Source organism: Herbidospora sp. RD11066, from assembly GCF_054661255.1.
In genome coordinates this window covers 53,911-73,565 of sequence record NZ_BAAGDO010000015.1, presented here as the reverse complement: position 1 = coordinate 73,565, position 19,655 = coordinate 53,911, and the positions used below count along the sequence as shown (strand labels likewise).

The following is a 19,655-nucleotide window of genomic DNA, read 5'->3' as shown; positions in this document are numbered from 1 at the left end:
GGCGGTGTTGTCGAGCCGGTCGCCACGGCCGACGCTCGTGGGCGAATCCGCGCTCACGTAGGCACGCGCAGGGACTCGAGGGCGGCCAGGACGAGGTCCAGGCAGAAGGTGAACTCCTCCGCCGGGTCGTAGCCGGCAGCGGCGAGCTCCGCGGCGGACTCGTTGAGGTAGGGGAACTCGTCGGCAGGGAGCTGGGGCAGGTAGACGCCCTCGGTCATGTCCGCGAACTCATCGGCGGTGTCGAAGGGCAGGCCGGCTTCCTGCAGGGCGAAACCGTAGACGTAGCTGTCGATCAGCCAGTTGGCGTGCGTCGCCATCAGGACCGGGAAGCCGGCCTTCCGCAGGCAGGCGGTGACCGCTTCGCGGTGACGGAGGTTCGCGGGCCCCGGCGACGTCCGCGACTCCATCAGGCCGATCGCCCACGGATGGCGTGCGAGAACCTGCCGGGCGGACACCGCCCGACGTCGCATCGCCGACTGCCAGTCGGTCTCTTCGGGCGGGAGCTCGATCTCCTCGAACACGACGTCGATCATGGCGTCCAGCAGCTCTTCCTTGTTCGCCACGTAGTAGTAGAGCGACATCGCGCCCGCGTCGAGCGCGCCGGCCAGCCGGCGCATGCTCAGCCCGCCGACCCCCTCGTGATCGGCGAGCCGGACCGCCTCGGCCACCACCCGCTCCTTGGTCAGCGCCGCGTCCGACGCCACCTGGCGCTGTCGCTGCCTCGCAGGCATGGGTCTCCTCTTGCTCGCTCGAGCGGCTTGACAATCGTCCAACGCACGGTCATGGTACAGCGTACGAAGTTAGTACAGTGTACGACGTACGCTGTACGAAACAGCCGGAGCCGTGGCTCGGACGTGAGGAGGCTTCTGTGGGAGCTCAAGCGCCGGAGCGCGCCTGGCGACGACGATGCGGGCCGCCGGCCAGCACCGCTACGGCCTGTCTTCAGCGCTCGAGTCGTCCGAGGCGAGGTGCTCGTCCAGGTGGGCGCGGCCTCGGTACATCCCTTACGCCATCCCGGCGGAGAGAACGCTCGTCTAGAAAGAAGAACCGATGACCGTCCGAACGGAAACTCTGAGACCGCTCGACAACCCGCCGGTCCCCGTGCAGGCCAAGCTCGCCGCCGCATGGACCAGCTTCATGTTCCTCTACATCTACGTCGACTACTTCCACCTTCACAAGCCCGGCGTCATCGACAACCTCCGCGCCGGCATCGTCTTCGAGTTCGACATCAGCTCGACGTTGTTGACCATGATGCTCGCGTCCGTGGCGATCCCGGCCCTGATGGTGATGCTCTCGATGACACTGCCCGCCCGGGTGAACCGCACCACGAACCTCGTCGTCGCATCGGTCTACATCCCCTACTCGGTGATCAACGCGGCAGGGGAGACCTGGGACTGGGCCGCCTTCTACGGCCTCTCCATCGGAATCGAGGTGCTGCTCATGGCCTTCATCCTGCGCTCCGCCTGGACATGGCCTCGAACCCCCGCCGTCCCGGCCGGTCCCGCGACGATCGACCTTCGCCAGTAGGTGTCCGTGTAAAGCCCTACGGCGCGAAGCCCGTCGCCGCGGACACCGAGCCGCGCCCGTAGGCCGAACGGCGCCTGACCGACCAGCAGATCTCATCCGACCAACCGCAACGACGAAAAGGGGCACTAGCTCGCCTGACGCACTCTAAGGGGGTGCGCTGTCGAGCTTGTGTCTACCATCGCTGAGGCCGGCTGGCGTGCTCGAGTGGCTGGGGCGCATCCATGCCGAAGTCTCGCCCGGTCGTGAGGGACATTTCCGGGTCGTCACGGGAAAGATCGGCGAGTTGCCTGCGGGCGATTGGCCTCGTACACAGAAGGAGACCTGAAGAGCGTCACTCTCGTGATGGTCGGTCACGAGGAGGCGCGACTCGAACGTCCTCTCAACGCCAAGGTCATGTCCGACGCGGTACAGGAGCGCCGTGATGGTCGACCCAGGGCTGCCGCCGTCAGCTGTTGCGGTCGAGGACGTTCGCGCGGGCCACGGCGTATCTTTCGCGGATCGACGGTACGGCGTCCGCCTCGTGCGTCTCGACCTGCCCGACCGTCCATGACGGTGGTTGCGGCCCGCCCGACAGCACCCAGGCCGCCTGGCGGGCGGCGCCGTCGGCGACGGACTCGCCCAGTGGTGGCACGAGCACGGGGCGGCCGAAGACGGTGGGAGCGATCCGGCGCACCGCCTCTGAGCGGGCGCCGCCGCCGACCAGGATGACCCTGTTGACCGTCGCGCCCTGCGCGATCATCGCGTCCAGCCCGTCGGCGAGTGCGCACAGCATGCCCTCCACCGCCGCGCGGGCCAGGTGGGCGGGGGTAGAGGTCCTCAGGGTCAGGCCGTGGACGGATCCGGTGGCGTGCGGCAGGTTCGGTGTGCGTTCGCCCTCCAGGTAGGGGACCATGACCAGTCCGTCGGCGCCCGGCGGGGCGGACAGTGCCAGCGCCGACAGTTCCGCGTGGTCGACGCGCAGCATGGTCGCGGCCGCGTCCAGCACCCGGGCGGCGTTGAGCGTGCACACCAGCGGCAGGAACCGGCCGGTCATGTCGGCGTATCCGGCCACGATCCCGCTCGGGTCGGCGGCTGGCACGTCGGAGACGGTGGAGACGATGCCGGAGGTGCCGATCGAGACGATCACGTCGCCCGGTTCGGCGCCGACACCCAGTGCCGCCGCGGCGCAGTCACCGGCGCCGGGGCCCAACGGTGCGCCGTTGGGCAGGTGCCCGGCCTGACCGGTCGGCCCGAGCACCCGCGGCAGCAGCACATCGTCGCGGCCGAATGCCAACCCGAGCAGGTCCAGGCGGTATTCACCGGTCGCGGCCGACCAGTAGCCGGTCCCGCTGGCCTCGCTGCGGTCGGTGCGCAGCGCGTCGAGGCCCGGTGCGCCGGACAGCCGCCAGGTGAGCCAGTCGTGCGGCAGGCACACCGCTGCCGTACGGGCGGCGTTGTCCGGTTCCGCCGAGGCGAGCCAGCGCAGCTTGGTGACGGTGAAGCTGGCCACTGGCACCAGGCCGACCGCCTCCGCCCACGCTCGCCGTCCCGCCTCACCGCCACCGAGATCCGAGATCAGGTCGGCGGCGGCACCGGCCGAGCGGGTGTCGTTCCACAGCACGGCGTCCCGGACCACCACGCCGTCGGCATCCAGGCACACCATGCCCTGCATCTGCCCGGCGATCGAGGCGGCCGCCACATCGTCCAGCCCACCGGCCTGTTCGACCGCGTCCGACAGCGCGGCCTCCCACGCGGCCGGTGGGACGGCGGTGCCGACGGGGTGTGGCGCACGACCCTCCCGCACCAGCTCCCCGGTCTCGGCGTCGCGGATGACGACTTTGCACGACTGGGTCGACGAGTCGACCCCGGCGACGAGGGGCACCGGTCCTCCAGGGGTGTCGGGTGCGGGCCAGGTGGCGTGGTTGGTCGATGGCGAGCTGGTGGAGCTGATGAATCCGGAGCCCTCGGCGCCGACCCTGTCTGGCCGACGCTGGGCTCATTTGTTGATCGCCTGAATTATTTCTGCCGTTCCGGATGGTCTGTCAAGATCACGAAACTGTCTGAGGGGGTTCCGATCCCTGGACTCGGTCAGGGTCGCCTGCGGCCCGAGGTTTCGATCGCGGGTTCTGGACGGCTGGCGCTTCACAGGTGCTGCGGCTGACGACATCGAAGTCCGAGCTCCTACGCGAGCCATGGCGTTGCCATCTGATGTGAACCGGACGCTGTCAGTTGGCACACTGGCCGGCAGTAGGCGGACCAAGTCTTCATACGGGCATGCTTACCCGTATGAAGTCACTCCCCGGAGAAGCCGAAGCCGGGGGATGTTCGACGCGATCGAGGAGTTCAACGACGTCATCGTCGCCGAACAGGCCAGCGGCAACCCGACCTGGGTCCCGAAGGTGCGTTACCGGCGGCCGGTCAGAGCCGCCACGATGCACCGCATCCGCGCCACCCCGCGCCACGCCCTCAACGTTGCGATAAAACAGGACCGACTGCTGGACTCCCATCCATCACCCGGCCCAAACCCGTCGTATGGACCGACGAACGAGTGACCCGCCGGCGGGCCGACCACACCACTCGGACCGACCTCGCCCGACGGGCAAGGGCCAGAGTGGACATGATCGGCTGCTACATCTCCACCCTGCGACCTTCACCGGTCATGGTGTGGACACCTGCTCAGACCTCGGCTTTCTTGACCCGCGCCCTTTGCGGGGTCTTCGCCGGGGTGAGGCCGTGGGGCTGCGCCGGCAGGACGTCAATTTCGCCGGCGGCATGGTGGGTGTGCACTGGCAGATCACCCGACTCGGCTGGCAGCCGGTCCAGGGCAAGCCGAAGGCCGACGCCAGCGACCGTGTCATCGCGGTCGACGCCGAGACGATGAAGCTCCTCAAACGCCACCGGGCCAAGCAGACGGGGGAGCGGCCGGCTGCGGACGATGACTGGGTCGACAGCGGGTTCGTCTTCACCGACGAACCAGGCCGGCCACTACACCATCAGCAGGCGACGGACCAGTTCTACTGGCTGGCCTTCGAAGCCGGTCTCCCGCCCGTGCGGCTGCACGACCTTCGCCACGGTTCCGCCTCGCTGATGCTCGCCGCCGGTGTCGAAATGAAGATCGTGCAGGAGACGCTCGGTCACGTTTCCTCGACCTTCACCCGTGACACCTACACCAGCGTCTATCCAGAAGTCGCGGCAGCTCTCTTGGCTGCTCCTGCCTCCACAGTCCGTCCCCGCCGGTAACGCGGGACCGAACAGCACGCGGAGTCTCACGACTGGGTCGATTGCCTGAACGGAGTCCTCGATACAGGTCTGCCTCGAACTCGAGGCGGACCTGCTTCTATTCGGGTACGTGCTCTTCGACCGCACCAGACCGAGCCCGGAGAAGTCCCAGAATCCGACCTCTGAGACCTTCAGGATCAGAGCCGACGTCGCGGGGTCGGTGAGCGCCTCTTGGACGTCGATGTTCAGGGCGGGCGCCGTCGCCCCGTCCACGTCACCGGACAGATGCAGAATGGCCAGACGCTCGTCCGACGAGGTGAACACGATCAGTAACCCTTGCCGAGGCTGCACGGCGTCATCGCTTTCCTGGCATCTGGATCAACGATGAACGGGGTATTCACCGGACGCGAGAATGGACACATGCCCACTGAGGATCCCCGTAGTAGGAGTGGGCCGGGCGCCAGTGTCCGGGAGATCCTCACACAAGAACACGCGTGCACCATCGACCTCGGCACGGAGCTTGTCGGCCTTGTCGTCACACCAGGCCATTGTCGAAATCACCGCTGATGACGTCAGGTGGCCACCAAACCCATCGGGCGCATGCCATGGCTTGAGTCGGCCGCTCGCACGGTAGTGCGATCGGTCAAAGTTCCGGGCTCCGCCCGCCGAAGCCCGGAATCAAGAAGAACTCAGCCCTGGTTCAGCGGGATTGCGATGTCGACGACCTGCCGGGAATTGGGGAACGTTCCAATCCCCTTTGCCGCCCCGGTGAGCAGATCCACGCCGTAGAACCGGTATCCACCGGTGGTCCTGATCGTCGCGTACGCCTGGTTGGACACCGCGACGCCCCCGCGCAGCGCGCTGTAGACGTCGAACCCGGCCCCGTCCTCCGCCATCACCCCGAGGTTCCCGGTCGGCGCGAGGTTGCCCGCGTTGGCCGGCGACTGGACACTCACCCGGTCGGCGGCCGTGTCCAGGTCGAACAGCGTCGTGGCCGTAGAAGCGGACAGGTCGTTGTTCGTGTACGCCGCCCCGCTGACCCCCGTCGCGGTCACCCCTGACGTGGCGGGCGGCACCGGCGGATTCGTCAGTGTGCCGTCGGCGACGGTCACACCGGCGGCCGGGGCGCCCATCGCGTCGTCGATGTTGTGGCGCAGGTTCTGCCCGGTGTCGCTGATCACGCGCAGCCGGTTGGCGGCCGGGTTGAAGTCGACACCGAACTTCGCGCCCTTGAGCTCGACGGTGAGCTGGGACACCTTCACCGCCTTGGCGGTCCGCCCGACGGTGTAGACGCCGCCCTTGTCGCCGACCCCGTACAACTTCCCGTCCTGGACCCGGAAGTCGATGCCGACGAGCGCGGTGTCGCCGCTCAGCCCGGCGATCCTCCCCATGTCCCGGGTCCGCCACGGCGCGTTGGCGTGGAACGACACGAGCCGCCCGCTCGCCGTCAGCCCCACGACGTCGAGCCCGGCGGGGGAATCGGCCACGGCGGGTGCCGTCACGGCCCCGGCCGCCAGCACGAGCGCCCCGACGATCACTGCTTTTCGCATGCGTCTCTCCGATCACGACTACCGATCGCTGCTTTCCGTCGGAGTTCGGAGGCCCGGCCTTACCGGATTGGCATGAACTGCGATCTACTCCGCGTATTTTCTACGAACCTTGTCGACCGCCGGACTTTTGGTGAATGAAATTACTGCATAAGCGGACAAGGCATCAGAATGTACGGAATCAGTGGATTCCCGTCCCGCATTGGTGTGCCGGGAAGCCTGGTCGGCGATGTCCTAGCCGATCGGCTCAGGTCACAGGCGCTGACGGTATGCGCGCGTGAGCAGAAAGGGGGCACGGCCGGCAGACACCCCTTCGCGGCGGCGATCTCCGCCGACGACTGGGAGCCGTTGGCGCCGGGCGACACGTTCCCCATCGTGACCATGCTCGTCCCCGACGACGAGGCCGCCGAATACCTGCGCCCCGGTGAGCGCTTCGACCTGTGGTGCGGACACGACGTCGGCACCGGCATCGTGTCACGCCGGGTCGTCTAAGCCGACGGTCTCGCGTCTTCCGTACGTGTGACGAGGGAGATCGCGCCGTTCGGCTCGAACACCGCGAGGCGGACGGCATCGAGCTCGGTGACGCCATGCCGACGCAGGACGATGTCCAGATCCGACCGCGTCAGTCCGCAGCGGCGCAGGGCATGGTGAATCACCTTCCCGTCGTGGACCAGCAGGTGCGGCGACGGGTCGGCCACGCGGCGAACCCCGGGCATGAACCGCAGGTGGACGACCGCCAGGTGGGCCAGCAGGAGAGTGATCAGGGCGACGGCTCCGTCCAGCCAGGAGGCGTCGGTCGCCGTGGCGGTCCGCCCGATCAGCGCGCCGACCGCCACGGCGGTGACAAAGTCGAACGGCGCGAGTTCGGTCAGGGCGCGACGCCCGGTGAGCCGGAAGGCCACCACGGCGGTGACGAACAGCGCAAGGATCTTGACTGCGGCCAGCAAGGCCCGTTCCGGAGCGCCGACCAGGGCGTCGATCACCTCGTTCACGGGGTGCCCAAGGTGCTGCCGTGTTCCACGTTGCGTCCCCCGACCTCACGCGCCATCACCGAAACAGCAGAACGCGGGGGATCGCTGGTCCATCTGGTGAGTCTGACTACCCCCGCACCTGGACGGGAAAACGCGGGCTGGGATTCACCGTCGCACCAGCAGCATCGCCGCGTCGTCGGGCAGCGGGCCGCCGACATGGTCCAGCAGGTCAGCCCGTAGATCGTCCAGTGCTTTTTGGAGAAGGGCGAGGCGGTCGGTCAACGGGTAGAACGCCCCGCCTCCGTCGCATGCTCGTCGCGGGCGCCACCGACCTCGTCCGGGTGGAACTGCGCAGGCGGGGCCTGGAGGATCTGCTCACGCTCCGGCGGACGGTGAGCGAGGCCATCGTGGAGCTGCGGATGTCTCCGCCGGACGGTTAGTGGGAGGGCCAGCCGAGAGGATGGGCGGCCACCGGCGGCTCGCCGCCGGCCTCGTTGAACGCGGCCATCGCCGTCACGAGCGCCTGCATCTGGTCGCGGGTGAGCCGGGAGACGATCTTCTCGATCTCGGCGCTCCGGCGGGCGGTGACCTCGTCGACGATGCGCCTGCCCCCGGGGGTGAGCCTGATCAGGCTCTCCCGCCGGTTGCCCGGGTTGGTCGCCCGCACGATCAGGTTCGCGCCGGCCAGCCGGTCGGCCATCCGCATCGCCGTGGACGGGTTCACGTCCAAGGTCTCGGCCAGGGTCACCAGCTTGGCCTCATCACGCCCGGCCAGGACCACCAGCATCCGGAACTGAGGCAGCGTGACCGCCTCGTCGACCGAGCCGAGGGAGCGCGCTGCGATCGACACCAGCAGCCGCGACCCGGTCAGCACAGCGGAGACGACGGCGTCGAGATCGCCGTCGTCGGTGTGCCCATCAGTCATGAGGAGTTTCTACACGCATGCCCGCACTGCGGCGTACAGGACGCCGCTACTGCGTTCCCGGGGCGGAGAAGTCGGCTGCTTCCGTGACGGCGTCGGTGATATCGGCCCGGATGCGGAACCGCCGGTCCAGCCTGGTCACGCTCAGGAGCTGGGCCAGCTGCCAGTTGGGGGTGCTCAGCACCAAGACGCCACCCAGTTCGACGGCCCGGCGATTCGCGCCGATCAGCACGCCGAGTCCGGCCGGGTCGCAGGAGACCAGGTTCTCCAGACTGATGACGAGCCGGGGTGGAGAGAACAGGGCGAGCGCCTCCCAGGTGGACTCCCGGAATCGGCGGGTGACCGTCAGGTCGAGGTGGCCGTTCGCCCAAATGATCATGACCTGGTCGTGGAGCCCGAGAGTGCAGGAGAAGAGGCCGATCTCTCCCTCGTTCGCATCCATCCGCACTCCCGTAGCCGCCGCCGTCCAATCATTGCACTATGCAATAGTTTTAAGTCAAGCAGTGCGCGTCGGCCGGGCTCGTGCTCGATCGCCCGCTGATTCCCTCTGGCGTCAGCCAATACGCGGGCGTATCGTCTCGATCGGTGCGCCGGGAAGTCTGGTCGGCAATTTCTGTCCGATCGACTTCAGGAGCCTCCCGTGCCGGAAGACACCGCCGTTCTCGTTGACGGCCTGGCCAAACGCTTCGGCCACGTCCGCGCCCTCGACGGGTTCGATCTCCAGGTGCGTACCGGAGAGGTCCACGGCTTCCTCGGCCCCAACGGCGCCGGGAAGACCACCGCCCTGCGGATCATGCTCGGCCTCCTCCACGGCGACGGCGGCCACGTCGAGGTCCTGGGCGGGCACCCCTTCCGTGACGCGGTGGCCCTGCACCGGCGGCTGGCCTACGTCCCCGGCGACGTCACGTTGTGGCCTACGCTGTCCGGCGGAGAGGCCATCGACCTGCTCGGACGCCTGCGCGGCGGCCTCGACCCCCGCCGCAGGAAGAGCCTGGTCGACCGGTTCGACTTCGACCCGACCAAGAAGGGCCACGCCTACTCCAAGGGCAACCGGCAGAAGGCCGCGCTGATCGCCGCCCTTGCCTCGGGCGTGGAGCTGCTGCTGCTCGACGAGCCGACCTCGGGCCTCGACCCGCTCATGGAGGCCGTCTTCCGCGAGTGCGTCGCCGAGGAGCACGCGGCCGGCCGGACCGTCCTGCTGTCGAGCCATCTCCTGGCCGAGGTCGAGGCCCTGTGCGACCGGGTCACGATCATCCGCGACGGACGCGCGGTGGAGACCGGGACCCTGGCTCAGCTCCGCCACCTGACCCGCTCGTCCGTGACCGCCGACCTGGCCACCGTGCCCGCCGGGCTCGGGGAAACGCCGGGCGTCCACGACCTGGTCGTCACCGGCACCAGGGTCGCCATGGAGGTCGATGCCGAGCACCTCGAAGCGGTGCTGCGGCGGCTCACCGACGCCGGGTTGCGTGGCCTGACCTGTCAGCCGCCGTCCCTGGAGCAGCTCTTCCTGCGCCACTACCAGACCCCCGCGTCATGACCGGGACCGCTGTCCTGCTGCGGTTCGCGCTGCGCCGCGACCGCCTGATGCTCCCGTTGTGGACGCTGGTGATCGTCGCGCTGCCGGTCGGCACCGCCTCCGCCCTCGCCGAGCTGTACGCCGACGCCGCGCAGCGGATCTCCCTCGGCATGACGATCATGGCCAACCCGGCGCTCCAGGCACTGACCGGCCCGGTGTACGACGGCACCTCCATCGGCGGCCTGACCGCGTGGCGCGCCACGAACATCGCCGCCGTCCTGGCCGCCCTGATGAGCACGTTCATCGTCATCCGTCACACCCGCGCCGAGGAGGAGAGCGGGCGCGCGGAGCTGATCGGCGCAGCTCCCGTCGGCCGCTACGCGCTGCCCGCCGCCGCCGTGCTGACCTCGGTCATCGCCAATCTGACGATCGCCGTGCTGACCACCGTGGGGCTGGCCGGGCAAGGACTGCCGGCGGAAGGGTCGGCCGCCTTCGCCGCCTCGGTCGCCGGGGTGGGACTGCTGTTCACCGGCATCGCCGCCGTGGCCGCGCAACTGACCGTGGGCGCCCGCGCGGCCACCAGCATCGCGGTCGCCGCCCTCGGGCTGTTCTTCGCGATCCGGGCGGCCGGGGACGCGGCCGGGGGCGACGCCCTCTCGTGGGCGTCGCCGCTGGGGTGGGCTCAGCGCACCCGCGCCTTCGCGGGAGAACGCTGGTGGGTCCCCGCACTGTTCGTCGCGGTGGCGGTCGCCCTGCTGGTGGCTGCGGACGCGCTGGCCCGGCGGCGTGATCTCGGTGGCGGGCTGCTGGCCGCGCGCCGGGGCCCGGCCGCCGCCGCGCCGTCGCTTCGATCGGCGTTCGCGCTGGCCCGGCGGCTGCACCGTGACTCGGTGGCCTCCTGGGCGGTTTCCTTCGCCGTGGTCGGCGCGGTGTTCGGCGGGCTGGCCGAGACCGTGGGCGAACTGGCCGGCGGCAGCCCACAGATCGCCGAGCTGCTCGCTCAGATGGGCGGGGCGGGTGCCCTCGTCGACACTTTCTTCGCCACCGAGCTCGACCTGTTCGCCTTGGTGGCCGGGGGATACGCCGTCCAGGCGGCACTGCGCCCCCGGGTGGAGGAGGTCACCGGCCGGGCCGAGCCGGTGCTGGCTTCCGCGGTGCCGCGCGGGCGCTGGCTGCTGGGCCACGTCGCCTGCTCGCTGGCGGGGTCGGCCCTGATCCTGACGGTCGCCGGGGTGGCCGCCGGGCTCGCCCATGGCGTGCGCGTCGGGGAACCGGTGCACCAGGTGGTCCGGATCGCCGGGGCCGCCGTCGCGCAGGTTCCGGCCGTGTGGGTGATGGCGGGGATCGCGGTCCTGCTGTTCGGCCTGCTGCCTCGCGCCACCGCCGCCGCGTGGGCGTTCCTGGTCGCCTTCGCGGTGCTCGACCTGTTCGGCCAGCTGCTCCAGATCGACGAGCGGGTTCGCTTCCTCTCCCCGTACGCCCACCTCCCGGCCCTGCCCGGTGGAGAGGCCACCGTATGGCCCTACCTGTGGCTGGGCCTGATCGCGGCGGCGCTGATCGGAGCGGGGGTGGCGGGGTTCACGCGGCGGGACCTGGAGGCCGGTTGAGCGATTCCAGCACCGTGATCGCGGCGGCGACGCCGTTCTCGGCCCGAACCTTCTCTCCCAGGGCGGCGGCGCGTGCGGCCATGAAGGAGTCGGAGACCGCCTGCCTGATCGCCCCGGCCAGCCCCTCGGCTGTCAGCCGCCGCTGCGGTTGAGGCGCCGGCGCGACCCCCGCCGCGTGGACGCGAGCCGCCCAGAACGGCTGGTCGGCCACGAACGGGCAGACCACCTGCGGGCGGCCGGAGGCGAGCGCGGCCCCGGTCGTGCCGCCTCCGCCGTGGTGCACGACGGTCGCCATACGGGGGAACAGCCAGTCGTGCGGGACCTGGTCGACCAGCATGACGTTCTCCGGCAGGTCGTCGAGCGCCATCCCGCCCCACCCGGAGACCAGGACCGCGCGGACCCCGGCCAGCCGGATCGCCTCGGCCACGATGCGGCCGACCCGGCCGGGGTCGGTGCCGGCCATGCTGCCGAACCCGATCGAAACCGGCGGCGGCCCGTCGTCGAGGAAGGCGGCCAACTCCGGTGCCGGGGTCCAGTCGCGGGCCGCCGGGAGGTACCAGAAACCGGTGGTGTGCACCTCTTCCGGATAGCCGGGGTCGGCGGGGAGAAGCCCGGGGCTGAAAGCCTGGAGCACGGTGGCCGGGCCGCCGTCGGCCCGGCGCAGAGGGTCATGCCGCCCGCGCCGTCGCGGCAGTTCAAGATCTCTTTTCCGTACGTCGTCCGCCACGCCCGCGAAGGATCGCAACATCAGCTTGATGGGCAGGTAGCTGGCCCGGTTCAACGCCCTGGGCATCCGGACGGGCAACATCGGGTTGGGAAACGCCCCTGTCGGCACCCAGACGGGCTGGAGGGCGACCGGCACCGACGGCACGCCCAGCTTCTCCGCGACGTGGTGACCGGGGATGCCGACGATGTGCACCACCAGGTCGGCGCCCTCGGCCGCCGTACCGGCGATGTCCTTGATGACCCGCCCCATGAGGGGCTTGCTGCGCCGCATCATCTGAAGGGCGAGCTTCTTGCCGCGCAGTCCGCGGTAGTTGGAGTCGATGGCCTCCCGGATCTCCGGTTCGTCCATCAGCGTGTTCGGGCCGTCGTGCAGCGGCAGAAACGGCAGGTCGTGGTGCGCGGCGAGGGAGGCGGACGCGGCCGGGGCGGCGAGGACCGCCTCGTGGCCCGCCTGCCGTAACGCCAGGCCGAGCGCGGCGAAGGGCTGCACGTCGCCTCTGGTGCCGTGGGTGATGATCAGTACCTTCACCGGTCGCTCCCCATGGTGTCCCAGGCGGTCAGGGCGCGGTCGTCGGCGAAGACGCCGCGGGTGAACATCTCGACGGCGGCACCCGAGTAGCGCAGGGTGGCGTCGGCGCCGTGCAGGTCGTCGACGTCGAGCGCGCGGGCCAGATGGCTCTCCAGCACCAACGGGGCCAGCAGCCAGGACACGTAAACGGCGGCGCGGGCGTGTGGATCACGCGCCGGATGGGCCCAGCCCTCCTGCGTGCCGTCGGCCAGCCACGCCTCGGTCAGCGTGACGATCTCGTCGAACAGCGCCGCCGCGTCGGCCGAGCCGTCGAGCAGCGCGCGGGCCAGGTAGCGGCGGACGGGGGTGGCCGCCTCCAGCATCGTGGCCAGGCCCGAGGTATCGGAGAGCACTTCGGAGCCGGTGCCCCGGATGGCCTCCACGACGTAGCCGTCGCAGGCCCGTCGAAGTCCTTCTTTGGAGCCGAAGTGGTGCAGCACCAGCGCGGGGGAGACCCCGGCCGCCGCCGCGACCGCCCGGACGCTCACCCCGCCGACGCCGTCGGCTCCGAACAACTCCAGCGCGGCGTCCCGGATCCGGGCTCGCGCTGTCAGGTCATCGACTGAACGCATGCACAGAATACTAAACGTTTGTTCAGTCGGTAGGGCATGGGGAGAGCGTCAAGAAACCGGGCGGGGGCGTATTGATATCGTTTGGAGCGGTGTGCCGGGAAGTCTGGTCGGCGGTTCTTGATCGTTTTCTGTCGACCGAACGGAGCTTCATGCCCAGCCGCCTGTTCAGCCGTGGCACCTGGCCCGAGACCCGCCGCATCGCCGACATCCTGCGCAAGGAGACCATCGGCGGCGCCCTCCTCCTGACCGCCGCGCTGGCCGCGCTGCTCTGGGCCAATTCACCTTTGGCGCAGACGTACCAGGACCTCGGCGCGGTAGAGGTCGGGCCGGCGGCGCTGCACCTCGATCTCGACCTGGCCACCTGGGCCGCCGACGGCCTGCTGGCGATCTTCTTCTTCGTCGCCGGGCTGGAGCTCAAGCGCGAGTTCGTCGCCGGTGACCTGCGCGAGTTCCGCCGCGCGGCGGTCCCGGTGGCCGCCGCAGTCGGTGGTGTGGTGGTGCCAGCGCTGGTCTATCTGGCCATCGCCGGGGGCACCGGTCCGCAGGGCTGGGCGATCCCGACCGCGACCGACATCGCCTTCGCGCTCGCCGTTCTCGCCGTCGTGGGGCGGAACCTGCCCGACGGGCTGCGGACCTTCCTGCTGACGCTCGCCGTCGTCGACGACCTGATCGCGATCGTCATCATCGCGATCTTCTACACCTCCCATCTCGCGGTGCTGCCGCTGCTGGGGGCGCTGGTCCCGCTCATGGTCTTCTGGCTGCTCGTACGTCGCGGAGTGCGCGCCTGGTGGCTGCTGCTGCCCCTGGCCTTCGCGGCCTGGACGCTGGTCCACGCCTCGGGGGTGCACGCCACGGTCGCCGGGGTGCTGCTGGCGCTGACCGTGCCCGTCCACAAGGGCAACCTGGCCGAGCACTTCGAGCACCGCTTCCGGCCGATCTCCGCCGGGGTCGCCGTGCCGGTCTTCGCGTTCTTCTCCGCCGGGGTGGCGCTCGGCGGGCCCGGGGTGTCGTTCGGCGACCCCATCGTGCTGGGCATCGTGGCCGGACTCCTCATCGGCAAGCCGGTCGGCATCCTGGCCGCCACCTGGCTGGTCGCCAGGTTCACCCGGGCCACCCTCGACGAGGGGCTGGCCTGGATCGACATGGTCGGCCTGGCGATCCTGGGCGGGATCGGCTTCACCGTCTCCCTGCTGATCGGCGACCTCGCCTTCGGCGCTTCCGCCGGGGTGAAGGTGGCGGTGCTGGCGGGTTCGCTGGCCGCCGCGCTGATCGCGTCGGTGATCCTGCTGATGCGGGCCCGGGTCTACCGGCGCATCCACGAGGCCGAGGTGCGCGACTCCGACCACGACGGCATCCCGGACGCCTACGACGACCTACCGGGGGACGGCGGTGCCGATCACGTGGTCGATCTGCCGGAAGGTGCACCGGTGGAGATCGTCGATGGCGAACCCGGCCTGCTCGATGGTCGCGACCGTGTCTCTGGCGGGGTGACAGCCGCCGGCGGCGCGCGACCAGATCGGGGTGACGAGGGTCTGGGCCATCGCGACGATCGGTCGCGCTGACCGCTGGTGCTCGTAGAAGCGCAGCCGCCCGCCCGGACGCAGGACCCGGCGGATCTCGTCGAGGGTCTGCCGAGGGCGGCGCGAGCAGCACAGGATCAGCGAGCAGACCACCGCGTCGCAGGAGGCGTCCGCGACCGGCAGGCGGCCGGGGTCGCCGTCGAGGATGCGCAGCGGGGTCGTGATCCGCGTGTTGGTCGCGGCGGCGCGCAGGAAGCCGTCGGGCTCGACCAGGATGATCTCGTCGACTCCGGGCGGGTAGCAGGCGAGCTTCACCCCGTCGCCCGCGCCGATCTCCAGGACGGTGCCCGACAGGCCGTCGAGCAGCCGTGCCCGCTCCGGGGTCGGCCGGAGCGTCTCGTGGTGTCCCGTGCCGACCGGCCGGGGATGGTGGAACTGCTCCATTCCGCGTTGACTCACACCCTCATGGTGCGGTCGTGCGCCGTCTCCGGGACCGATCGCTACGCGATTCCTACGGTCCGGCTACGCGATCCCTACATCAGGTAGCGCAGCCACAGATAGGGCGTGACCAAGGCGACCGTCACCACCGTCACGACCAGGCCGTATTTGGTGAAGGTCCAGAAGCTGATCGGCTGGCCGTTGCGGGCGGCGATACCGACGACCACCACGTTGGCGGCGGCCCCGACGGCGGTGGCGTTGCCGCCGAGGTCGGCGCCGAAGGCCAGCGCCCACCACAACACCTGGGCGTGCTCGTTGCCGCCGTTGGCCGCCACCAGGTCGGCGGCGATCGGGCTCATGGTGGCGACGTAGGGGATGTTGTCGACGATGGCCGACAGCCCGGCCGAACCCCACAGCATGACCATGGTCGTCACGCCGAGCTGCCCTTCGGTCGCCTCCACCACGAACCGCGAGACCTGACCGATGACGCCGGTCTCGACCAGAGCGCCGACCATGACGAACAGGCCGACGAAGAACACCAGGGTCGGCCACTCGACCTCGGCGATGGCCTCCTCGGTGGTCACCTTCGTGGCGGCCACCAGGATCCCGGCCCCGAGGATCGCGACGACCGAGGGCTCATAGTGGAGCACCGGGTGGAGCACGAACGCCACCAGCACGAGGCCGAGCACGGCCAGGCTCTGCCAGAGCAGGCGGGGGTTGGAGATCGCCTCCCGCTCGTCGAGTTGCATGATCTCGGCGGCGCGGCGTTCGTCGTACACGAACGACTTTCTGAACAGCACCCGGCACAGGCCGAGGAAGACGACGACCAGCACCACCACCATCGGCGCCATGTGGACCAGGAAGTCGTTGAACGACAGGCCGCCCCGGCTGGCGATGATGATGTTCGGCGGATCGCCGACCAGCGTCGAGGCGCCACCGATGTTGGAGGCCAGCGCCTCCGCGATCAGATAAGGGACCGCCGACAGGCCCAATCTGGCGCAGACCAGTAGCGTCACCGGCGCGATCAGCAGCACCGTCGTCACGTTGTCGAGCAGCGCGGAGGCTCCGGCGGTGATCAGCACCAGCAGCACCATCAGCCGGTAGGGGCGGCCCTTGGCGCGTTTGGCCGCCCAGATGGCCAGGTATTCGAAGACGCCCGTCTGTTTCAGCACGCCGACGATGACCATCATGCCGAGCAGCAGGAACACGACGTTCCAGTCGATGCCCGACTCCTGCGAGAAGAACGCGGCCCCGGCGTCGGTGGCGTGGATCGCCAGCATGATCCCCGCGCCGCCGAGCGCGGCGGCCACCCGGTGGATGCGTTCGGTGGCGATGAGGGCGTACACCCCCAGGAAGACCGCCAGCGACAGCCAGGCCAGCGCCGTCACGAGCCGGTGACCCGGTCGAACAGGGTCGTGAGCGTGATCGCACCGAGGTAGCGCCCCTCGCCGACCACGGCGACCAGCGGACTGCGCGTTCTGGCCATCAACGCGGCGACCTCAAGGATCGTCGCATCAGGATCGGTCACCGGGAGCTCCCTCGGTTGGGGCGGCAGCGCGTCTCTGACGGTGCGGTCGCCGACGTCATCGAGGAACCGGTCGGCGTGGGCCTCGTCGACGACCCGGGCCAGCGCCGGATCCTCCTGGCAGTAGCCGGGCACGGCCAGGGCGAGCACCTGCGTGCCGGGCAGGACGCTGTGGGGGAGCCCGTCGTCGAGGACGATCAGCCCGGCGAGGTCGCGTTCGGCCATCAATTGGGCGGTGTCGCGGATGCGGGTGTCGAGCGTGACGGTGGGGAAGTCGGTGAGCAGATCGCGAGCGCGCATGACCCGGGGCCTTTCGGTGGACGGCGAACACCACTGCCGACCAGACTTCCCGGCTCACCTGGCCGGAACTCTAACATCGCGTGGACGAGCAGCCGTGCCAGCCCCACCAGTCCGGAGACGACGCCAGGGGAGTGGTGTTGACCCGCGCCAATAACCTCAGGGGATCGCGCCACGCAGCGCTCAGCATCAGATAAATACGCCAACCATTCCATGTGTTTTAGCGCAGAACGCTGGCGGCAGAAAAAGACAGATTGCGTTTACAAAAGGCAACCTGAGGCGCCGGGCGACACCAGACAGCACACGCATCTTGGTCTGCTGACTGCAGACAAAAGACGGACGGAACCTCCCACCGCCTGCCAAAGCATCAAGGAGAGCCCGTCCGAGCGGGGACCGGTAGCCGGTCCCTCCTGGTTTGAGGGCCCATTCGAGCAACAGCATCGTCACCTGCATCAGCAGGAGCAGAGACTGTGAGTCCTGACGCTCAGTCGGCGTGGGCGCCAACGGTGACCCAACTCCTTCCTCATCGATCCCGATCTTTCATCGACGCGCCCGGGGACCCCCGACCGCGTCGACAAGAGCGGGCCTGATAAGGCTGATGCCGCTGGAGAAACAATAGCTGACTCGCGGCCCTTCTATGGCATCCGATGGCTTTCGGGGAAATGTGTGTCAATTGCCGAACCCTTCGTTGCGCAAGACGCAACTCGCAATACTTCGCGGAAATAGCCGTAATGACAGGTCAGAGGCGTGGTGGCGTTTGTCGGCCGGGAAGAGGCCATCGGCAGTCGGGGCTGCCCCCCGCATCACCCTTCGTCTCGCGTAGCCTTCCCCGCTGGCCGGTGACGGTCTGTCCGAACGGGTTGCGCGGCGTTGCGAGCACGATTTCCTGCTGCTCGACCGCGTGCCCGGAACTCCTCATCGTCCTAAGAGGTTGTTTAATCCTGCGGATAGCGGCTTGCACTGCTTAGGTGTTTCGCCAGGTTGGGGTGTTTTTCGCCGGTCAGGCGGCGGGACATGTTGTCGATCATCGCGAGGTGGATCATGGCCTCGGAACTGGCAGGCAGGGTTTCGTAGTCGCGGGCCAGACGGCGGTGGAACATCAGCCAGCCGAAGGTGCGTTCGACCGTCCATCGCCGAGGTAGTGGGGTGAATCCCCTGGTCGCGGGCGGGCGTTGGACGATCTGGAGGTCGATGCCGACGGTGGCGGCGTGTTCGACCAGGTGGGGGCGGTAGCCGCCGTCGGCCCAGGCTTTGGAGATGGTGGGGTGTTCATCGGCGATGTGGTTGATGAGGGCGGTGCCTGCGGCGGAGTCCTGAACGCTGGCGGCGGTGACCAGGACCGCGAGCAGCAGGCCGAGGGTGTCGGCGACGATGTGACGCTTGCGGCCGACGATCTTCTTAGCGGCGTCGACGCCTTGGCCGGCTGCCGGGACGTCGGTGGAGGTCTTCACGCTTTGGGCGTCGATGACACACGCGGAAGGGTCGGCGTCGCGGCCCTCGGCAGCGCGGACCAGGTGACGCAGCAGACCGTTCAGGTGGGTGAAGACCTCATCGTCACGCCAGGCGGCGAAGATCCTCTACATCGACCGCACGGGGATCCCCTGGCGCTACCTACCCCGTGACTACCCGCCCTGGGGAACTGTCTACTTGGTACGCGTTCAGGATGGCGCGCAGGTCGTGGCCGGGCGGGCGGCCGATGCCCAGTGCGGCGGCCTGCCGCTGCTCGCGCCAGTCGGCCAGGACGGGTCCGATGAGATGCCACCGGGCGTCAGACAGATCGCTGGGATACTTTCGGTGTTCGCTCATGCGCAGGGCGTATCGCAGCGTTGATGGCCCGGTATATCCCCGTCGGGGTCACACTGGCGAGCTTTGAGCGGCGGTCAACCGGCAGTGGGACACGGGCAGGCAACGCGGGTCCAGACAGGATGAGACAGGCAAAACGCCGTCACATCCGTCTCGGGAGTGCGCTAATGAGAAGACGAGCACCACGACGAACGCCCTTCGTGCCGTACCCTGGCCAGCCAAAACGGCGGAGAGCAACGCATAAGCGAATCAAACACCCTCTAAGTGCGTGTTTGAGAAGTGATGATTCCAGCCGATAAGGGCCGGAGTGTCGCACAGGTGTCCGGCGCGACCACGATCAGCCTGGCTTGATGGCCCGTGAACGCCGCTATCCCTCCGACCTGACCGCTGCGAAATGGACGCTGATCGAGCCGCTGTTACCCGCACCGAATGCTGGCGGCCGGCCCGAGAAGCACGCCCGTCGCGATGTCATGGACGCGATCCTGTACGTGGTGCGCACCGGCTGCTCCTGGCGGCAACTGCCCATCGACTTCCCGCCCTGGCAGACCGTGTAGTGGTACTTCGCCCGCTGGGAACAGGCCAAGGTCACCGAACAGGTCCTCGCGGCACTGCGGCGGCGTCTTCGCGCCGGGCAGGGCCGCCAGGCCGAGCGGTCCGTACCCGAGAGCCTCGCAACTGTGAGCGGCCTGGCGCCCGGCGTCGGCCTCGGCGGTCCGCAAGGCGCCGAATCGGACGCCGACCGGCCCGAGCCGTGCCCTGGAGGCTGCCACCATGTCTGCGGTGCTCATCGGCCCGCCCCTGGTTCATCGGCCGAGAAGGCGCCGATCATGGCGGTGCCGCCGAGGTCCCATGAGTGCGGCGCGCTGAAGGCTTCTCCTTTGACTTTCCTGCGGTTGACCACCATGGGGAGTCACTCCC

The 19,655-nt window shown here is 69.3% G+C and carries 21 protein-coding genes and 2 pseudogenes; 10 read left to right on the top strand and 13 right to left on the bottom strand.

What is annotated here, in order from left to right; translation table 11 throughout:
• Positions 1-53 precede the first annotated feature (53 nt).
• A complete protein-coding gene (locus tag ACYQ78_RS37310; RefSeq protein WP_459805707.1) occupies positions 54-731 on the bottom strand; it encodes a TetR/AcrR family transcriptional regulator C-terminal domain-containing protein in 678 nt (225 codons plus the stop codon).
• A gap of 319 nt (positions 732-1,050) precedes the next feature.
• Between ACYQ78_RS37310 and ACYQ78_RS37305 the strand changes: the two genes are divergently transcribed.
• The gene (locus ACYQ78_RS37305; protein WP_459805706.1) at positions 1,051-1,527 is read left to right on the top strand and encodes a DUF6326 family protein; all 477 of its coding nucleotides are present in this window, start codon (positions 1,051-1,053) and stop codon (positions 1,525-1,527) included.
• 445 nt (positions 1,528-1,972) lie between these two features.
• Here ACYQ78_RS37305 and ACYQ78_RS37300 read toward each other — a convergent pair whose 3' ends face one another.
• Complete coding sequence (locus ACYQ78_RS37300; protein ID WP_459805705.1) at positions 1,973-3,388, bottom strand: xylulokinase; 1,416 nt, start codon at positions 3,386-3,388, stop codon at positions 1,973-1,975.
• Positions 3,389-3,827: 439 nt separating this feature from the next.
• On the opposite strand from ACYQ78_RS37300, the gene ACYQ78_RS37295 reads away from it, so the two are divergent.
• Positions 3,828-4,058 carry a hypothetical protein gene (locus ACYQ78_RS37295; RefSeq protein ID WP_459805704.1) on the top strand — a complete coding sequence of 77 codons (231 nt, stop codon included), beginning with the start codon at positions 3,828-3,830 and terminating at the stop codon, positions 4,056-4,058.
• On the top strand, positions 4,039-4,746 hold the full coding sequence (locus tag ACYQ78_RS37290; protein WP_459805703.1) for a site-specific integrase: 708 nt from the start codon (positions 4,039-4,041) through the stop codon (positions 4,744-4,746). The genes ACYQ78_RS37295 and ACYQ78_RS37290 overlap by 20 nt, the downstream gene beginning before the upstream one ends.
• Positions 4,747-4,881: 135 nt before the next feature.
• Here ACYQ78_RS37290 and ACYQ78_RS37285 read toward each other — a convergent pair.
• Both ACYQ78_RS37285 and ACYQ78_RS37280 read right to left on the bottom strand, forming a co-directional pair.
• Positions 4,882-5,049 (bottom strand): annotated as a pseudogene (locus ACYQ78_RS37285) (STAS domain-containing protein); the annotation flags it as partial.
• Between the two features lie 365 nt (positions 5,050-5,414).
• A complete protein-coding gene (locus ACYQ78_RS37280; protein ID WP_459805702.1) occupies positions 5,415-6,275 on the bottom strand; it encodes a DUF4394 domain-containing protein in 861 nt (286 codons plus the stop codon).
• A 168-nt stretch (positions 6,276-6,443) separates the two neighbouring features.
• Between ACYQ78_RS37280 and ACYQ78_RS37275 the strand changes: the two genes are divergently transcribed.
• Complete coding sequence (locus tag ACYQ78_RS37275; RefSeq protein ID WP_459805701.1) at positions 6,444-6,764, top strand: hypothetical protein; 321 nt, start codon at positions 6,444-6,446, stop codon at positions 6,762-6,764.
• Here ACYQ78_RS37275 and ACYQ78_RS37270 read toward each other — a convergent pair.
• Entirely contained in the window at positions 6,761-7,264 is a 504-nt protein-coding gene (locus ACYQ78_RS37270; RefSeq protein ID WP_459805700.1) for a DUF421 domain-containing protein, read from the bottom strand. The genes ACYQ78_RS37275 and ACYQ78_RS37270 overlap by 4 nt on opposite strands.
• Before the next feature lie 287 nt (positions 7,265-7,551).
• Between ACYQ78_RS37270 and ACYQ78_RS37265 the strand changes: the two genes are divergently transcribed.
• Entirely contained in the window at positions 7,552-7,683 is a 132-nt protein-coding gene (locus tag ACYQ78_RS37265; RefSeq protein ID WP_459805699.1) for a hypothetical protein, read from the top strand.
• Here the strand turns inward: ACYQ78_RS37265 and ACYQ78_RS37260 are convergent.
• Together ACYQ78_RS37260 and ACYQ78_RS37255 are read right to left on the bottom strand one after the other, a co-directional pair.
• A complete protein-coding gene (locus ACYQ78_RS37260; RefSeq protein ID WP_459805698.1) occupies positions 7,680-8,168 on the bottom strand; it encodes a MarR family winged helix-turn-helix transcriptional regulator in 489 nt (162 codons plus the stop codon). The two genes, ACYQ78_RS37265 and ACYQ78_RS37260, sit on opposite strands and share 4 nt — an antisense overlap.
• 46 nt (positions 8,169-8,214) lie before the next feature.
• The gene (locus ACYQ78_RS37255) at positions 8,215-8,607 is read right to left on the bottom strand and encodes an STAS domain-containing protein (RefSeq protein ID WP_459805697.1); all 393 of its coding nucleotides are present in this window, start codon (positions 8,605-8,607) and stop codon (positions 8,215-8,217) included.
• A gap of 198 nt (positions 8,608-8,805) precedes the next feature.
• Here ACYQ78_RS37255 and ACYQ78_RS37250 point away from each other — a divergent pair, with 198 nt between their 5' ends.
• Together ACYQ78_RS37250 and ACYQ78_RS37245 are read left to right on the top strand one after the other, a co-directional pair.
• Positions 8,806-9,702, top strand: a complete 897-nt coding sequence (locus ACYQ78_RS37250; protein WP_459805696.1) for an ABC transporter ATP-binding protein — start codon at positions 8,806-8,808, stop codon at positions 9,700-9,702.
• Complete coding sequence (locus tag ACYQ78_RS37245) at positions 9,699-11,288, top strand: ABC transporter permease (RefSeq protein WP_459805695.1); 1,590 nt, start codon at positions 9,699-9,701, stop codon at positions 11,286-11,288. The genes ACYQ78_RS37250 and ACYQ78_RS37245 overlap by 4 nt, the downstream gene beginning before the upstream one ends.
• Here ACYQ78_RS37245 and ACYQ78_RS37240 read toward each other — a convergent pair.
• Positions 11,260-12,543, bottom strand: coding sequence for a glycosyltransferase (locus ACYQ78_RS37240; RefSeq protein WP_459805694.1), 1,284 nt, complete (start codon positions 12,541-12,543; stop codon positions 11,260-11,262). The genes ACYQ78_RS37245 and ACYQ78_RS37240 overlap by 29 nt on opposite strands.
• Positions 12,540-13,154 (bottom strand): TetR family transcriptional regulator, encoded by a 615-nt coding sequence (locus tag ACYQ78_RS37235; protein ID WP_459805693.1) that lies wholly within the window; start codon positions 13,152-13,154, stop codon positions 12,540-12,542. The genes ACYQ78_RS37240 and ACYQ78_RS37235 overlap by 4 nt, the downstream gene beginning before the upstream one ends.
• 149 nt (positions 13,155-13,303) lie before the next feature.
• Between ACYQ78_RS37235 and nhaA the strand changes: the two genes are divergently transcribed.
• The gene (nhaA, locus tag ACYQ78_RS37230) at positions 13,304-14,716 is read left to right on the top strand and encodes a Na+/H+ antiporter NhaA (RefSeq protein ID WP_459805692.1); all 1,413 of its coding nucleotides are present in this window, start codon (positions 13,304-13,306) and stop codon (positions 14,714-14,716) included.
• A 30-nt stretch (positions 14,717-14,746) separates the two neighbouring features.
• Here the strand turns inward: nhaA and ACYQ78_RS37225 are convergent.
• From ACYQ78_RS37225 to ACYQ78_RS37210, 4 genes and pseudogenes are all read right to left on the bottom strand, one after another.
• A pseudogene (locus tag ACYQ78_RS37225) lies at positions 14,747-15,118 on the bottom strand (class I SAM-dependent methyltransferase); the annotation flags it as partial.
• Between the two features lie 89 nt (positions 15,119-15,207).
• Positions 15,208-16,500 carry an ArsB/NhaD family transporter gene (locus ACYQ78_RS37220; protein ID WP_459805691.1) on the bottom strand — a complete coding sequence of 431 codons (1,293 nt, stop codon included), beginning with the start codon at positions 16,498-16,500 and terminating at the stop codon, positions 15,208-15,210.
• The gene (locus tag ACYQ78_RS37215) at positions 16,497-16,937 is read right to left on the bottom strand and encodes a CBS domain-containing protein (protein ID WP_459805690.1); all 441 of its coding nucleotides are present in this window, start codon (positions 16,935-16,937) and stop codon (positions 16,497-16,499) included. The genes ACYQ78_RS37220 and ACYQ78_RS37215 overlap by 4 nt, the downstream gene beginning before the upstream one ends.
• A gap of 932 nt (positions 16,938-17,869) precedes the next feature.
• Positions 17,870-18,448: a transposase gene (locus ACYQ78_RS37210; RefSeq protein ID WP_459805751.1), complete on the bottom strand. Its 579-nt coding sequence runs from the start codon at positions 18,446-18,448 to the stop codon at positions 17,870-17,872.
• 25 nt (positions 18,449-18,473) lie between these two features.
• Between ACYQ78_RS37210 and ACYQ78_RS37205 the strand changes: the two genes are divergently transcribed.
• Together ACYQ78_RS37205 and ACYQ78_RS37200 are read left to right on the top strand one after the other, a co-directional pair.
• Positions 18,474-18,764 (top strand): transposase, encoded by a 291-nt coding sequence (locus tag ACYQ78_RS37205; RefSeq protein WP_459805689.1) that lies wholly within the window; start codon positions 18,474-18,476, stop codon positions 18,762-18,764.
• Between the two features lie 323 nt (positions 18,765-19,087).
• Positions 19,088-19,291: a transposase gene (locus tag ACYQ78_RS37200; protein ID WP_459805688.1), complete on the top strand. Its 204-nt coding sequence runs from the start codon at positions 19,088-19,090 to the stop codon at positions 19,289-19,291.
• The last annotated feature ends 364 nt before the right edge of the window (positions 19,292-19,655 follow it).

Coding starts and splice junctions, on each gene's coding strand:
- ACYQ78_RS37255 (WP_459805697.1), bottom strand. CDS start 8,607: ATGGATGCGAACGAGGGAGAGATCGGCCTCTTCTCCTGCACTCTCGGG.
- ACYQ78_RS37265 (WP_459805699.1), top strand. CDS start 7,552: ATGCTCGTCGCGGGCGCCACCGACCTCGTCCGGGTGGAACTGCGCAGG.
- ACYQ78_RS37260 (WP_459805698.1), bottom strand. CDS start 8,168: ATGACTGATGGGCACACCGACGACGGCGATCTCGACGCCGTCGTCTCC.
- ACYQ78_RS37305 (WP_459805706.1), top strand. CDS start 1,051: ATGACCGTCCGAACGGAAACTCTGAGACCGCTCGACAACCCGCCGGTC.
- ACYQ78_RS37280 (WP_459805702.1), bottom strand. CDS start 6,275: ATGCGAAAAGCAGTGATCGTCGGGGCGCTCGTGCTGGCGGCCGGGGCC.
- nhaA (WP_459805692.1), top strand. CDS start 13,304: ATGCCCAGCCGCCTGTTCAGCCGTGGCACCTGGCCCGAGACCCGCCGC.
- ACYQ78_RS37275 (WP_459805701.1), top strand. CDS start 6,444: ATGTACGGAATCAGTGGATTCCCGTCCCGCATTGGTGTGCCGGGAAGC.
- ACYQ78_RS37215 (WP_459805690.1), bottom strand. CDS start 16,937: ATGCGCGCTCGCGATCTGCTCACCGACTTCCCCACCGTCACGCTCGAC.
- ACYQ78_RS37245 (WP_459805695.1), top strand. CDS start 9,699: ATGACCGGGACCGCTGTCCTGCTGCGGTTCGCGCTGCGCCGCGACCGC.
- ACYQ78_RS37310 (WP_459805707.1), bottom strand. CDS start 731: ATGCCTGCGAGGCAGCGACAGCGCCAGGTGGCGTCGGACGCGGCGCTG.
- ACYQ78_RS37200 (WP_459805688.1), top strand. CDS start 19,088: ATGGCCCGTGAACGCCGCTATCCCTCCGACCTGACCGCTGCGAAATGG.
- ACYQ78_RS37295 (WP_459805704.1), top strand. CDS start 3,828: ATGTTCGACGCGATCGAGGAGTTCAACGACGTCATCGTCGCCGAACAG.
- ACYQ78_RS37290 (WP_459805703.1), top strand. CDS start 4,039: ATGGACCGACGAACGAGTGACCCGCCGGCGGGCCGACCACACCACTCG.
- ACYQ78_RS37235 (WP_459805693.1), bottom strand. CDS start 13,154: ATGCGTTCAGTCGATGACCTGACAGCGCGAGCCCGGATCCGGGACGCC.